Origin of the sequence: Sphingomonas sp. (assembly GCF_017745215.1) — a bacterium.
Taxonomy (GTDB): Bacteria; Pseudomonadota; Alphaproteobacteria; order Sphingomonadales; family Sphingomonadaceae; genus Sphingomonas.
The window spans coordinates 116,440-130,702 of the sequence record NZ_JAGHZV010000010.1 but is presented as its reverse complement, the minus strand read 5'-3'; the positions used below and the strand labels follow the sequence as shown (position 1 = coordinate 130,702).

General features: G+C 68.3%; 14 protein-coding genes, 1 tRNA gene and 2 rRNA genes. 15 read left to right on the top strand and 2 right to left on the bottom strand.

Going from position 1 to position 14,263, the window contains the following annotated elements:
• The 13 genes from J7495_RS12395 to J7495_RS12335 form a co-directional block, all read left to right on the top strand.
• A 23S ribosomal RNA gene (locus tag J7495_RS12395) occupies nt 1–210 on the top strand; the annotation flags it as partial.
• Between the two features lie 118 nt (nt 211–328).
• Nucleotides 329–443 (top strand): 5S ribosomal RNA (gene rrf / locus J7495_RS12390).
• A 67-nt stretch (nt 444–510) separates the two neighbouring features.
• A tRNA-Met gene (locus J7495_RS12385) sits at nt 511–587 on the top strand.
• A gap of 372 nt (nt 588–959) precedes the next feature.
• Entirely contained in the window at nt 960–1,790 is an 831-nt protein-coding gene (locus tag J7495_RS12380; protein ID WP_294056825.1) for a glutaminyl-peptide cyclotransferase, read from the top strand.
• Between the two features lie 86 nt (nt 1,791–1,876).
• Nucleotides 1,877–3,589, top strand: coding sequence for a phospholipase D-like domain-containing protein (locus J7495_RS12375; RefSeq protein ID WP_294056824.1), 1,713 nt, complete (start codon nt 1,877–1,879; stop codon nt 3,587–3,589).
• Nucleotides 3,590–3,780: 191 nt separating this feature from the next.
• The gene (locus J7495_RS12370) at nt 3,781–5,022 is read left to right on the top strand and encodes a threonine synthase (RefSeq protein ID WP_294056823.1); all 1,242 of its coding nucleotides are present in this window, start codon (nt 3,781–3,783) and stop codon (nt 5,020–5,022) included.
• A gap of 80 nt (nt 5,023–5,102) precedes the next feature.
• Nucleotides 5,103–5,318, top strand: a complete 216-nt coding sequence (locus J7495_RS12365; protein ID WP_294056822.1) for a hypothetical protein — start codon at nt 5,103–5,105, stop codon at nt 5,316–5,318.
• Nucleotides 5,319–5,373: 55 nt separating this feature from the next.
• Complete coding sequence (locus J7495_RS12360; protein ID WP_294056820.1) at nt 5,374–5,835, top strand: (2Fe-2S)-binding protein; 462 nt, start codon at nt 5,374–5,376, stop codon at nt 5,833–5,835.
• Between the two features lie 4 nt (nt 5,836–5,839).
• Nucleotides 5,840–7,987, top strand: a complete 2,148-nt coding sequence (locus J7495_RS12355; RefSeq protein WP_294056818.1) for a molybdopterin cofactor-binding domain-containing protein — start codon at nt 5,840–5,842, stop codon at nt 7,985–7,987.
• The gene (locus J7495_RS12350; protein ID WP_294056817.1) at nt 7,984–8,598 is read left to right on the top strand and encodes an Isoquinoline 1-oxidoreductase subunit; all 615 of its coding nucleotides are present in this window, start codon (nt 7,984–7,986) and stop codon (nt 8,596–8,598) included. Before J7495_RS12355 ends, J7495_RS12350 begins: the two co-directional genes overlap by 4 nt.
• Before the next feature lie 96 nt (nt 8,599–8,694).
• A complete protein-coding gene (locus tag J7495_RS12345; protein WP_294056816.1) occupies nt 8,695–9,096 on the top strand; it encodes a hypothetical protein in 402 nt (133 codons plus the stop codon).
• A gap of 62 nt (nt 9,097–9,158) precedes the next feature.
• Nucleotides 9,159–10,604: an amino acid permease gene (locus J7495_RS12340; RefSeq protein WP_294056814.1), complete on the top strand. Its 1,446-nt coding sequence runs from the start codon at nt 9,159–9,161 to the stop codon at nt 10,602–10,604.
• A 12-nt stretch (nt 10,605–10,616) separates the two neighbouring features.
• Entirely contained in the window at nt 10,617–11,486 is an 870-nt protein-coding gene (locus J7495_RS12335) for an S-methyl-5'-thioadenosine phosphorylase (RefSeq protein ID WP_294056813.1), read from the top strand.
• Nucleotides 11,487–11,564: 78 nt separating this feature from the next.
• Here the strand turns inward: J7495_RS12335 and J7495_RS12330 are convergent, their stop codons facing one another.
• Nucleotides 11,565–11,789, bottom strand: a complete 225-nt coding sequence (locus tag J7495_RS12330; protein ID WP_294056812.1) for a hypothetical protein — start codon at nt 11,787–11,789, stop codon at nt 11,565–11,567.
• A gap of 85 nt (nt 11,790–11,874) precedes the next feature.
• Between J7495_RS12330 and J7495_RS12325 the strand changes: the two genes are divergently transcribed.
• Both J7495_RS12325 and J7495_RS12320 read left to right on the top strand, forming a co-directional pair.
• Nucleotides 11,875–12,831 (top strand): polysaccharide deacetylase, encoded by a 957-nt coding sequence (locus J7495_RS12325; protein WP_294056811.1) that lies wholly within the window; start codon nt 11,875–11,877, stop codon nt 12,829–12,831.
• Nucleotides 12,828–13,799, top strand: a complete 972-nt coding sequence (locus J7495_RS12320) for a GNAT family N-acetyltransferase (RefSeq protein WP_294056809.1) — start codon at nt 12,828–12,830, stop codon at nt 13,797–13,799. Before J7495_RS12325 ends, J7495_RS12320 begins: the two co-directional genes overlap by 4 nt.
• Nucleotides 13,800–13,803: 4 nt before the next feature.
• On the opposite strand, the gene J7495_RS12315 is transcribed toward J7495_RS12320, so the two are convergent.
• The gene (locus tag J7495_RS12315; protein ID WP_294056808.1) at nt 13,804–14,250 is read right to left on the bottom strand and encodes a hypothetical protein; all 447 of its coding nucleotides are present in this window, start codon (nt 14,248–14,250) and stop codon (nt 13,804–13,806) included.
• Nucleotides 14,251–14,263: the final 13 nt, after the last annotated feature.

Below are 14,263 nucleotides of genomic sequence, written 5' to 3'. Positions count from 1 at the left end.
GAACATACCTCTGGTGTACCTGTCGTCGTGCCAACGGCGCAGCAGGGTAGCTATGTATGGACGGGATAACCGCTGAAAGCATCTAAGCGGGAAGCCTCCCTCAAGATAAGATTTCATCGAGCGGTCGTAGACCACGACCTTGATAGGCTGGATGTGGAAGTGCGGTAACGCATGGAGCTAACCAGTCCTAATTGCTCTTTTCGCGCTTGATGAGTCCCACCATCAACGACAGCTCTGGGCCTATCGGTCCGCTGACGTTGATCGGGTGAGAAACTCACCTGTAAATGTGCATCGATTTGAAAAATTTCCTGCTGCACCGGCTTCATTGCTTGGTGACCATAGCGTCTGTGACCCACCCGATCCCATCTCGAACTCGGCCGTGAAACCAGACAGCGCCGATGGTACTATTGCTCAAGCACTGGAAGAGTAGGTCGTCGCCAGGCATTGCAGCCGGTGCATCAGGAAAAACCCATTCACATTGTCGCCCTTCGCGGAGGGCACCCGTATTGGCGCGGGGTGGAGCAGTCCGGTAGCTCGTCAGGCTCATAACCTGAAGGTCACAGGTTCAAATCCTGTCCCCGCAACCAACCCAAGCAAGGCGCCTCGCGGCGCCTTTTTTCGTGTCCGCGGTCCGGGCGAACCCTGCTCGCGCAGTCGCTCGTCAGGCCCCGGATCGGCGGATTTTGTCGTGTCCGGGCGTTGCGGTCCGGCGCGAAGGCTCCGAAACGCCAATCCATTCCAACAACCGTCATCCCGGCGAAAGCCGGGACCCAGGGTCACCGGCGAGGTCGCTTGCTGCCCTGGGTTCCGGCTTTCGCCGGAATGACGACCGAGGGGAACCCACCGAGGGGAACCCGAGGGCGCGTCGCGTTCGCCTTGTCGAGCACTCGTCTTTTCCAGCGCGGCCCCTTGGCGACGCTTTCGCTGCCCGCCATAAGCGCGGCGAGGGAGATCGCAGCATGCTGAAGTCGCGGCGCAATATCTTGATCCTGGCCGGTGCGATCCTGGCGATCGCAGTCGTGGCCTGGTGGCTCTTCCTGCGCGCGCCGAGCACGCCGCCGGTCTACGCCGTCCGCGTGGTCAAGCAGCTGCCGCACGATCCGCAGGCCTTCACCGAGGGGCTCTTCTTCCAGGACGGGATCTTCTACGAAAGCACCGGCGAGGTCGGTGCCTCGGGGGTGCGCAAGACCAAGCTCGAGACCGGCGAAGTGCTGCTCGATTCGGCGCTCCAGCCCCCCTATTTCGGCGAGGGCATCGTCCCCTGGAAGGACAGGCTCATCCAGGTGACCTGGAAGGACAAGACCGGCTTCGTCTACAATCTCAAGGACTTCGCGCTGCGCGACAGCTTCAGCTACCAGGGCGAGGGCTGGGGGATGACGCAGGACGGCAAGCGGCTGATCCTGAGCGACGGCACGCCGACGCTGCGCTTCCTCGATCCCGAGACGCTCAAGCAGACCGGCACGCTCAGCGTCACCGCGGGCGGCTGCCCGGTCAAATACCTCAACGAGCTCGAGTGGGTGAATGGCGAGATCTATGCGAACATCTGGCAGACCAGCCTGATCGCGCAGATCGATCCCGCGACCGGCCAGGTGAAGAGCTTCCTCGACGTGAGCGCGCTCGGCCCGAAGGACGCCGATCCTGACGCCGTCGCCAACGGCATCGCCTGGGACGCGGCGGGCAAGCGCCTGTTCGTCACGGGCAAATATTGGCCGCAGCTCTATCAGGTCGACCAGGGCGCCAAGGTCGACAATTCGGAAGCTGCGGCGAAGATCGTCGGCTGCGGCAAATAGGCGAGGATCGCTCCGAATAGGAATGATCAACCGCTGCGCGCGGCGCGGCGCGATGCTAAGGTGGGCCTTCCCCGGGGGAGGGCGATATGGCTGGCGAGTGTTCGGTCGATGGCGCGGTGGCGGAAGCCGAGTTCGCGCTGCGGATCCATCGCGGCGAAGGCATGGTGCTCGTCGCGATGAACTGGAAGGGCGGACCACCGCCCGCCGATTTCGTCGGCTTCGCGCTCCAATATGCCGAGCCGGGGAGCAGCCACTATTTCGACGTCAAGAACCGGCTGACCTTCGACGGCAACGCCGGCACCACGCCGAGCGCCGGGCGTCCGCCCAATTATTCGACGATGGTCGCGCCGATCCAGAAGTTCCGCTGGGTCCATTTCCCGCGCAACGCCGACCTGCCCGGCGATTACAGCTACCGCGTCACCCCGGTGTTCATGAACCCCGACGGGTCGCTGCGCTACGGCACCGCGCAGCAGGCGGCGCTGGCGCTCGCGCGCGAGACCTATCCCGGCGAGCTCAACATCGCCTTCACCCGCGGCTTCGTCTCGTCGCAGGCGTTCGTCGACTATTACGGCCAATCGGGACCGCTCGACACGCTGCTGCCGATGAACGCCGACGACGGCATGACCTTCAAGGCGACTCATCCCAAGGCCGAGGAGGCCTATGGCTGGATGGGTTTCGAGGCGCGCGCGGCGATGATGAAGCTGCTCGACGACGCGATCGCGGATGCGGGCGCGCAGGTCGGCGTCGTCGCGTTCGACTTCAACCTTCCCGAGGCGGTCGACCGGATCAAGCAGCTCGCCGGCCGCGTCCGCGTGATCATCGACAATTCGGACGACCATGAGGGCGGCGCCGAGGACGAAGCGGCGAAGGCGCTCGAGGACGCGGGCATCCCCGTGGTCCGCCAGGCGATGGGCAAGCTCCAGCACAACAAGACGATCTGGGTCGACGGCCCGACCGTGCAGCGCGTGCTCTGCGGCTCGACCAACATGAGCTGGCGCGGGCTGTTCGTGCAGTCGAACAACGTCATGGTGGTCGACGGGGCTGCGGCGGTGAAGGTGTTCAAGGACGCTTTCGAAGCCTATTGGAGCGCCCCCGCCGGCTTCCCCGGAACCCCCGCCGCGGGTTGGCAGGATCTGGGGCTCGGCGATATCGACGCGAAGATCACCTTCTCGCCGCACGGCAAGTCGAACAGCGTGCTCGCGGGAATCGGCGCGGACGTGGCCAGCGCGCGATCCTCGCTCTTCTATTCGCTCGCCTTCCTCGCGATCACCCCGGGCGTGATCCGCGACGCGATCGCGGAGCGCAGCGGACATGACTCGGTGTTCGTCGCCGGCATCTCGGATGCGCGCGCGGGCGTGAAGGTCGCGGTCGGCAGCTCGAACCTGCCGCCGACCTATGTCGCGGTGCTCGACAAGAACGTGCCCTTCCCGTTCCGCGCCGAGCCGACGGGGCTCGCGGGCAATGTCGGCACGCGGATGCACCACAAGTTCATCGTCATCGATTTCGACACGCCCGACGCGCGCGTCTATCTGGGCTCGTACAACATGTCGAAGGCGGCGGACGGATCGAACGGCGACAATGTCGCGCTGGTCCGCGATCGCCGCGTGGCGACGAGCTATATGATCGAAGCGGTGCGGATGGTCGACCATTACCAGTTCCGCGCGGCGCTGAAGGAGCGCAAGGCGAGCGGAGCGGGCAAGCTGACGCTCAAGCGGCCGCCAGCCGCCGGCGAGGAGGCCTGGTGGGCGCGCGACTGGAGCGACCCGCGCGCGATCAAGGACCGCGAGCTGTTCGCTTAGGGGCGTACGGCATCGATGAAACCCATTCCGGCCGTAACCCCGGCCTCATTCCAACCGTCATCCCGGCAAAAGCCGGGACCCTGGGCCACGAGCGACACGGCTCGCTGCCCTGGGTCCCGGCTTTCGCCGGGATGACGACTGTGGGGGGCTGAGCGGTTGGTGGCGGCGCGCGGAGTCGCTAAGCCCACCCCATGCACCACGACGCCAATCTCACCGCCGAACGCCCGACCTTCGTCACCCATCTCGAATGCTCGCTGACCGGCGAGCGCTACGAGGCGGACCGGCTCCATGGCCTGTCGAAGGCCGGGCGGCCGCTGCTCGTTCGCTACGACCTTGCCGCGGCGGGCGCGGCGCTGAACCCCGGCACCCTTGCCGATCGCCCCGCCGACCTGTGGCGCTATCGCGAGCTGCTCCCCGTCCGCCACGCGCGCAACATCGTGAGCCTGGGCGAGACGATGACGCCGATCGTCCCGCTGCCCACGGTCGGCGGCGCCCTGGGCGCACCCAACCTCTGGGTGAAGGACGAAGGCCGGCTGCCCACCGGATCGTTCAAGGCGCGCGGGCTGGTGATGGCGGTGGCGATGGCCAAGGAGCTCGGCGTCACCACGATCGCGATGCCGACCAACGGCAACGCCGGCGCCGCCGCGGCCGCCTATGCCGCCCGCGCGGGGATGGAGGCGGTGATCTTCTGCCCCGCCGATACGCCCGAAGTGAACGTCCGCGAGATCGCCGCGCAGGGCGCGCGCGTCTATCGCGTCAACGGCTATATCGACGATTGCGGCAAGCTGGTGGGCCAGGGCGCGAAGGAGCGCGGCTGGTTCGATCTCTCGACGCTCAAGGAGCCCTATCGGATCGAGGGCAAGAAGACGATGGGGCTCGAGCTCGCCGAGCAGCTCGGCTGGGAACTGCCCGATGTCATCTTCTATCCCACCGGCGGCGGGACAGGTCTCATCGGCATGTGGAAGGCCTTCGCCGAGATGGAGGCGCTCGGCTGGATCGGGCCCAAGCGGCCCAGGATGGTCGCGGTCCAGGCCGAGGGCTGCGCGCCGATCGTCCGCGCCTGGGCGGCGGGCGAGCGCCACGCGACGCGCTGGGAGGATGCGCACACGATCGCGATGGGCATCCGCGTGCCCCAGGCGGTCGGCGACTTCCTGATCCTCGACGCGGTGCGCGAGAGCGGCGGGTTCGCTTGTGCAGTGAGCGACGCGGCGATCGAGCAGGCGGTCGACGATGCCGCGCGGCAGGACGGGCTGCTGCTCTGCCCCGAAGGCGGCGCGACGCTGGCGGCGTGGCGTGAAGCGATGGCGCAGGGGCTGGTCGGGCCGCAGGAGACCGTGCTGCTGTTCAACTGCGCGACGGGGCTCAAATACCCGCTGCCCGATCGCTCGCGCACGCTTGACCGGCATGCGCCGATCGACTGGGCGGAGCTTTGATCGACCGCCGGAGGGGAAAGTGCTCGACTGTATTGTCGAGATAATACAGTTTACACGGTTGACACCGACAATGTCGAAAAATGCCGTTCGGCATCGGCAAACGTGCGCTGGCCTCTGGATGCGTGCTGCGGTGGACCGACGATGCGAAAGAGCAATGCCCAGCCTCGCGCCTCAATTCCAATATTGCAACCTGCCGGCCGAGCCGGCCGGCTTTTGCCGGGACGACGGCTCGGCTCAATCTAGTGCGGATCGAATCCAGGTCGACCTTTGGCTCCGATTTTTCGTTTCGCGCCTGAGCCCTTCCGTCGCTATGCTGCGTTCAACGACGAGCCTCGATGGGAGGAGACACCCATGGCCACCGACTTCACGCTCAACGGCAAGCCCGCGACCTTCGACGGCGATCCCGAGACGCCGTTGCTCTGGGTGCTGCGCGACCATCTGGGCCTCACCGGTACCAAATATGGCTGCGGCGTCGCGCAATGCGGGGCGTGCACCGTGCATCTCGACGGCAAGAACCGCCGCTCGTGCATCACGCCCGTCGCGATGGTGAAGGGCCGCAAGGTCACCACGATCGAAGGCGTCGAGGGACCCGAGGCCAAGGCGGTGCAGAAGGCCTGGGTCGCGATCGACGTGCCGCAGTGCGGCTTCTGCCAGTCGGGGCAGGTGATGTCGGCGATCGGGCTGCTCAAGCAGGTCAAGAAGCCGAGCGACGCCGACATCGACCATGGCATGGCGGGGAATATCTGCCGCTGCGCCACCTATGTCCGCATCCGCCAGGCGATCCATGACGCCGCCGCGGCGATGGAGGGCTGAAGCGATGAACGCAGTCACGCCCACCCGCCGCGCCTTCCTCCAATCGTCGAGCCTCGTCTTCGGGCTGGTGCTGCCCGCGGGCGGCGCGATGGCGAAGATGGCCGCGGCCGACGGCGGCGCCGCGCCCTTCGCGCCCAACGCCTTCGTCCGCGTCTCGCCCGACGATCTGGTGACGGTGATCATCAAGCATGTCGAGTTCGGCCAGGGCCCGGCCACCGGGCTCGCGACGATCGTCGCCGACGAGATGGACGCCGACTGGAGCCAGGTCCGCATCGAATTCTCGCCCGCCAACGACGCGCTCTACAAGAACCTCGCCTTCGGGATCATGGGCACCGGCGGCTCCTCGTCGATCGCCAACAGCTGGGACCAGCTGCGCAACGCCGGAGCGAGTGCTCGCGCGATGCTGGCCGAGGCGGCGGCGAAGCGTTGGGGCGTGGCAGCGGGCGAGGTCAAGGTCGCCAAGGGCGTGGTCAGCCACGGCACGAACAAGGCGAGCTTCGGCGAGCTCGCGGCCGACGCGGCGCAATTGAGCCCGCCCGCCAAGCCGGTGCTCAAGACCCCCGGGCAATGGACGCTGATCGGCACCGACGTCCCCAAGGTCGACAGCAGCGCCAAGACCCGGGGCGAAGCGGTCTTCGCGATGGACATCCGCCGCCCCGGCATGGTGCACAGCGCGATCCTCCACGCGCCTTTGTTCGGCGGCAAGGTCAAGTCGGTCAACGACAAGGCGACGATGGCGGTGCCGGGCGTGCTCGCCGTCAAGACCGTGCCCTCGGGTGTCGCGGTCTATGCCTCGGACACCTTCGCAGCGATGCGCGGCCGCGCTGCGCTCGATGTCGACTGGGACCTGTCCAGGGCCGAGAAGCGCTCGAGCGACGAGCTCTACGCGCAGTTCGCCGAAAAGACCGAGGAGCCGGGCAAGCAGGTCGAGAAGGAAGGCGACAGCCAGGCCGCGCTCAAGGGCGCGGCGAAGAAGATCGAGGCAGTCTATTGCTTCCCCTATCTCGCGCACGCGCCGATGGAGACGCTCGACGCGGTGATCGAGATGCAGGGCGACAAGCTCGACGTGTGGATCGGCAGCCAGTTCCAGACCGGCGAGATGCGCGCGATCGCGGGAACGCTGGGCGTGCCGATCGAGAAGGCGACGCTCCACCAGCTGTTCGCGGGCGGCAGCTTCGGCCGCCGCGCGACGCCGGGGATGGAGTTCGCCACCGAGGCGGCGAACGTGTTCAAGGCCTGGGGCAAGGGGCCGGTCAAGCACGTCTGGACGCGCGAGAACGACATTCGCGGGGGATTTTATCGCCCGCTCGTCGTCCACACGGTGCGCGGCGGGCTCGATCCCGCAGGGAATATCGTCGGCTGGGATCATGTCGTCGCGGCGCAATCGGCGTTCGTCGGCACGCCGATGGAAGCGATGGGCGTGCAGAACGGCATCGACGGATCGATCACCGAAGGCATCGGCGAAGGCTATCATTTGCCCAACTTCTACCTGGGCCAGCACATCATGCCGGGCCAGGTGCCCGTGCTCTGGTGGCGCTCGGTGGGCAACACCCATACCGCCTATGTGATGGAGACGATGATCGACCAGCTGCTCGAGGCGGGCGGCAAGGATTTGGTCGAGGGCCGCGCGGCGCTGATGAAGGAGGAGCGGCTGAAGGCCGTGCTCCGCAAGGCGGCCGAAATCGCGAACTGGGGCGCCAAGCTGCCCGAGGGCCGCGCGCGCGGGATCGCGGCGTGGAAGAGCTTCGGCTCCTATGTCGCGCAGGTCGCCGAAATCTCGAAGGGCGCGGACGGGCTGCCCAAGGTCCACAAGGTCTGGTGCGCGGTCGATTGCGGCGTGCCGGTGAACCCCAATGTCATCCGCGCGCAGATGGAGAGCTGCATCGGCTATGGCCTGGGCCATATCCTCTATGCCGAGATCTTGCTCGGCGAGGGCGGGGTGGTGAGCCAGGGCAATTTCGACCGCTACCGGTCGCTCCGCATTCACGAGATGCCCGAAGTCGAAGTCGCGATCGTCAAGTCGAGCGAGCGGCCGACCGGCGTCGGCGAGCCGGGGCTGCCGCCGCTGGGGCCGGCGGTGGCGAATGCCTGGCGGAAGATCACGGGGCGGCCGGTGAGGCGCCTGCCCTTCGCGGTGGGAGGACGCGCATGAAGGCGGGAACGATCGCTCTGGGCGCGCTTGCGCTCGCCATGCCGGTGGCGCTCGCCGCCGCGGCGGACGGAGTCGCGGGGCTGCGGCCCGCCGCCGACTTCGAGTCGATTCGCGATGCGCAGGCGCGCTCGGCGGCGATCTTCGTCGAGATGGGCAAGGTCATCGCGCATCCGCGCTGCATGAACTGCCACCCGCGCACCGACAGCCCGACCCAGGGCAACGACATGGACCAGCATTATCCGCCGGTGACGCGCGGCCCCGACGGGCACGGCGCGCCGGGGATGGAGTGCACCACCTGCCACGGTCCCGCGAACGTCGAGTTCGCCAACGGCACCGGCAGCATCCCGGGTCATCCCGAATGGCACCTCGCGCCCAAGTCGATGGCATGGCAGGGGAAATCGCTCGGCGAGATCTGCGAGCAGATCAAGGACAAGGCACGCAACGGCGGCAAGACGCTCACCCAGATCGTCGAGCATAATGCGCATGACAGCCTCGTCGGCTGGGCGTGGAACCCCGGCGCCGGCCGCGCGCCTGCGCCCGGCACGCAGGCGCAGTTCGGCGAGCTGACCAAGGCCTGGGTCGCGAGCGGCGCTGCCTGTCCCGCGAAATGATTCCCTGAATGATTGACGGACCCCGACAACGGGTCCAGCATTCATTCCATTCTGGACTCATCGGGAGTGAGACCGGGAATTGATGGGGGATCATCAATGATCGAGACGATTGTGCCTTCGCGGCGCGCGATGATGAAGGGTGCCGCGCTCGCGGCCACGCTTCCCGCCGTCGCGTCCTTCGCGGTTCCGCCTGCCTTCGCGCACCAGGATGCCGCGCAATGGGAGAAGCAGGTGGGCCAGCGCTTCACGGTGACGGGCGAGAACGGCCCGGCGCCGATCACGCTGCTCGCCGTCAAGGCGGTGCACGACATGCGCAGTCCAAGGGCGAGCGGTCGGCGCTACAGCTTCACGGCGCTGTTCGAGATGGACGCGGCCGGCGCGCTCGAGGGCGGGCGGCTCTACGAGATGCGCCACCCCGCGTTCGGCGATGCGGTGCTGTTCCTCGACCGCACCACGGTGGCGGGCGGCAAGGCGAGGCTGCGCGCCAGCTTCAACTGACGACGTTGCTCTGAGCGCGCCGCGATCCTAGGCTGCTTCCCTGATCCTTGGGGGAGCGTGAATTGGCCAGCCTGTTTCGCCTGAAGCCTGTCGTCGCGGCGCATGAGCAGCCCGAGCACCACCGCCTCCAGCCGAGCCTGTCCTGGCCGCATCTGGTCGCGCTCGGCGTCGGCGCGATCGTCGGCACGGGAATCCTCACGCTGATCGGCGTCGGCGCCGACCGCGCCGGGCCTGCGGTGATCCTCTCCTTCGTGGTGGCGGGGGCGATCTGCGCCTGCGCCGCGCTCGCCTATGCCGAGATGGCGACGATGATCCCCGCCTCGGGCAGCGCCTATACCTACAGCTATTCGGTGCTCGGCGAGCTGCCCGCCTGGGTGGTCGGCTGGAGCCTGCTCGCGGAATATACGCTGGTCGTGGGCGCGGTGGCGGTCGGCTGGTCGGGCTATGCGCACGGCTTCCTCGACGGGCTGGGGGTGCACTTGCCCGCGGCGCTGAGCCATGGCCCGGTGGTCGCCGGTGCGATCGGCAGGGACTGGCATATCGTCGAATGGGGCGTGAACGTCCCCGCGCTGTTCATCGTCGCGGTGGTCGCCGGGCTGCTGATCCTCGGCACGCGCGAGAGCGCGACGCTCAACGCGATCCTCGTCGTGGTGAAGCTGGTTGCGCTCGTCGTCTTCGTCGCGGTCGCCTTGCCTCATTTCGATCCGCACAACCTCGAGCCCTTCGCGCCCTTCGGCTTCGCCAAGCACACCACGCCGGAGGGCGCCGAGCGCGGGGTGATGGCGGCGGCGGCGATCATCTTCTTCGCCTTCTACGGCTTCGACGCGATCTCGACCGCGGCGGAGGAAGCCAAGAACCCCGCGCGCGACCTCGCGATCGGGATCGTCGGATCGATGCTGGTGTGCGTCGCCATCTACATGGTCGTGGCGATCACCGCGGTCGGCGCGCTCAGCTACACGCGCTTCGCCGACAGCCCCGAGCCGCTGGCGCTGATCCTGCGCGGGATCGGCCAGCCGGGCGCGGCGACCTTCCTCGCGGCGAGCGCGGTGATCGCGCTGCCGACGGTGATCCTCGCCTTCCTCTTCGGCCAGAGCCGGATCTTCTTCGTAATGGCGCGCGACCAGCTGCTGCCGCAAAGCCTCGCGCGCGTCTCGGCGCGCGGGACCCCGGTGCGGATCACGCTGTTCACCGCCGCGGTGGTCGCGTTCTTCGCGGGCTTCTTCCCGATCGACCAGATCGCCGCGCTCGCCAATGCGGGGACGCTCACCGCCTTCGTCGCGGTGGCGGTGTGCATGCTGGTGATGCGCGTCCGCGCGCCGGGGGCAAAGCGGCCGTTCCGCACGCCGCTCGCCTGGCCGGTGGGGATCGGCGGCGCGCTCGGCTGCCTCTACCTCTTCATCAGCCTGCCGCACCAGACGCAGATCGCGTTCGGCGTGTGGAACCTCTTGGGTCTCGCGGTCTACTTCGCCTATGCGCGCCACGGTGCGAGCAAGGCGCTCGCCGCGTAGGAGGAGTGCATCATGGGCGGCTGGACGATCGGGATCATCGGCGGATCGGGACTCTACGACGTCGAGGGGATCGAGAACGGCGCCTGGGAAGAGGTCCACAGCCCCTGGGGCCAGCCCTCGGACGATTGCTTCGTCGGCCGCGTCGGCCATGTGCGCGTGGTGTTCCTGCCGCGCCACGGCCGCGGGCATCGGGTCAGCCCCTCCGAGCTCAACGCGCGCGCCAATATCGACGTGCTCAAGCGGCTGGGCGTGACCGACGTGCTCGCGGTCTCCTCGGTCGGCAGCTTGGCGGAAGAACGCGCGCCGGGCACCTTCACCATCGCCGACCAGTTCATCGACCGCACCAAGGGCCGCCCGTCGAGCTTCTACGGCAGCGGCATGGTCGCGCACGTCTCGATGGCCGACCCGGTGTGCGCGCGGCTCTCGTCGCTCGCCGCCGAAGCCGCGCGCGCCGCGGGTGCGACGGTGCATGAGGGCGGCACCTATCTCGCGATGGAAGGCCCGCAATTCTCGACGCGTGCCGAGAGCCATCTCTACCGCAGCTGGGGCTGCGACATCATCGGCATGACCGCGATGCCCGAGGCCAAGCTCGCGCGCGAGGCCGAGCTGCCGTACGCGCTCGTCGGCATGGTCACCGACTATGACTGCTGGCGCGAAGGCGAGGAAGCGGTCGACGTCGCGCAGGTGATCGCCCAGCTCTCGGCCAATGCCGAGAAGGCGCGCGCGATGGTGATGCGCCTGCTGCGCAACCTGCCCGAGGAGCGGCCCGCGAGCCCGATCGACACCTGCCTCGACACCGCGCTGATCACGGCACCGCATGTGCGTGATCCGGAGCTGCTCAGGAAGCTCGATGCCGTGGCGGGGCGAGCGCTGGGCGGCTGAGATCAATCGGGCGTCGAGTCCAACAACCGTCATCCCGGCTTTCGCGGGGATGACGATTTTAGTTGGTGCGGTTCGAGCCTAGTTTGCCTTCACCTTCGGCTTCGGCACCATCAGCCGCCCCGACTTGCACCGCGGCGCAGGGGTGGCCGAAGGGCTCGGCGTGGCCTGCGGCGTCGGCTGTCCGCGCCCCGCCAGCGTTCGGCAGAGCTCGGGCTTGTGCACCGTGAGCCGTCCCGCATCGGCCGACTGGCCGCCCGGAACCCAGGGCGCCAGCGCCATCAACATCCAGTAAAGTATCGACATTCGCCGAGCGTAACACGACCGCGCGCAAAGCCAAGCCCGCAGCGATTCGGGAAATCTTCATTCCGCCGCGTTATCGGACGTCGCCATGCCGACGCGCGTGTTCCTCACGATCGATACCGAGCTGACCTGGCGCCACCATGTCGCCGGGCTCGACGCGGCCACCATCGTCGAGCGTTCGATCGAGCCGGCGGGCGTGGGCCTCGCCTGGCAGCTCGCGCAGCTGCGCCGCCACGATCTCAAGGCGACCTTCTTCGTCGATCCGATGCCGGCGATGGTCTACGGCCTCGACTGGGTGAAGCGGATCGTCCACGCCGTGCTCGACGCGGGGCAGGAAGCGCAGCTCCACCTCCATCCCAACTGGACCCAGGCCAGGGCCGGCGACGGCGGCGCGGGGCATGCCGCCTTCGCGATGGCCGAATACAGCCTCGCCGAGCAGGTCGAGCTGATCGCCGCCGCTTCGGACATGCTCACCGCCGCCGGCGCGCCCGAGCCGGTCGCCTTCCGCGCGGGCAGCTATGCCGCGAGCGACGACACCCTCTCCGCGCTCGCCGAGCTCGGCTTCGCCTATGACAGCAGCCACAATGGCGCCGAACACCCCTGGCCGAGCGCGGTCGGGCTCCCGCGCGAACGGATCGCGCCGATCGCGCATCGCGGCCTCACCGAAGTACCGGTGACGCTGATCGAGGACGTCCGCGGCCACCTGCGCCATTTCCAGATCTGCGCGCTCTCGGCCGGCGAGATGGCCGCCGCGCTCGATCATGCGATGCGCGAGCGCCATGCCGCGGTGACGATCGTCGGGCACAGCTTCGAGCTCGCCAACCGCGCCGGCACGCGCGCGAATGCGGTGCACGCCGGCCGTTTCACGCAACTCTGCTCGATGCTCGACGAGCGCCGCCTCCACCTCGAGACCTGCCATTTCGCCGACCGCCCGGTGCTCGCGCTCGACCAGGACGACCGCCCGCTCGCGCCCAGCGTGATCCGCACCAGCCTGCGCCGCGCCGAGCAGCTGTGGTCGAACCTCGTCGAGGAGCGCGCGGCATGAACGCGATGAGCGACGTCGCCGCCGCCGCGCCGGTGCCGCTGGCCGCGCCCGTGCCCGTACAGGCCAAGCGGGTGCCGCTCAAGTTCGAGATCGGCGCGCGCACGGTGATGGCGATCCAGCGCGCGCTGGTCCGCGTGTCGCTGAGCCTCGACGACGCCCGCGAGGGCCGGCTCCCCGCGCTCCCGCCGCTGCCGCGCGACGCGCACGGCTATACGATCACCTCGCTGCCCGAGGACCGGATCGAGGCGCTCGTCTATGCCTCGGGGGGCATGCTGCCCTTCGTGCGCCAGCGCTACACGCGCCATTACACCGAGCTCCACGGCGGCTTCGACGCCTGGTTCGAGGGGCTTTCGTCGAACACCCGCCAGCAGCTCCGCCGCAAGGCGCGCAAGATCGCATCGGAGAGCGGCGGCGACCTCGACATCCGCGCCTATCGCACCCCCGCCGAGCTCGAGGCCTTCCACGACATCGCGCGGCGCATCTCGCTGCGCACCTATCAGGAGCGGCTGCTCGGCTCGGGCCTGCCCGACAGCCCCGAGTTCCTAGCCGAGATGGCGGCCAAGGGCGCGGCCGACGAAGCCCGCGCCTGGCTGCTCCACATCGGCGGCGAGCCCGCGGCCTATCTCTATTGCCCGGTGGTCGACGGTGTCGTGATCTATGCGCATGTCGGCCACGACCCGGCGTTCAACGAGCTCTCGCCCGGCCAGGTGCTCCAGCTCGAGGCATTCCGCGAGCTGTTCGAGGATCGCTTCCTCCGCTTCGACTTCACCGAGGGCGAGGGCCAGCACAAGCGCACCTTCGCCACCGCCGGCGTCGCCTGCGCCGACCTGCTGCTGCTTCGCCCCAGCCTGGCGAACCGGCTGACCACGCTGGCGCTGGGCGGATTCAACGCGAGCGTGGCGCTGGCCAAGCGCGCGACGCAGCGCGCCGGGCTGGGGAAGCTCGCGAAGAAGGTGCGGCGGGGCTAGAACCTCAGCCGCAGAAGCTCAGCTGATCGAGGCTGTCGTTGATCCAGTCGCCGAGCGGCGAATCCCGGGCATCCTCGAGCCTGACGCCGCCGAGGTCGAAGGGCGCGCCGGAGAGCCCTTCCAGCGCATAGCGGTCCCTGCCCGAGCCGTCGCCGCCGGACCCGCTCCCGCCGGAGCCTTCGCGCCGCAACATCGCCGCCTTGTCGGCGAGGCTGCGGAGCACCTGCGCGCCGCCCGGACAGCGCGTGCTGTCGGTCCAGCGCGTGTCGGCGACCTTGTCGTTGCGCATCCGCACGACGCGAAACCAATAGACGTGATCGGGACCGGACGAAGCGGACTCGCCGATCGTGACCTCATATTGGACGGTCCCGAGCATCGTCGATTTCGAAAAGGTGATGAGCGGCCTCGTCTCATCCTGGAAGGCCAGTGCGAGGATGGCGAGCGCGATCATGGCGATGCTCCTG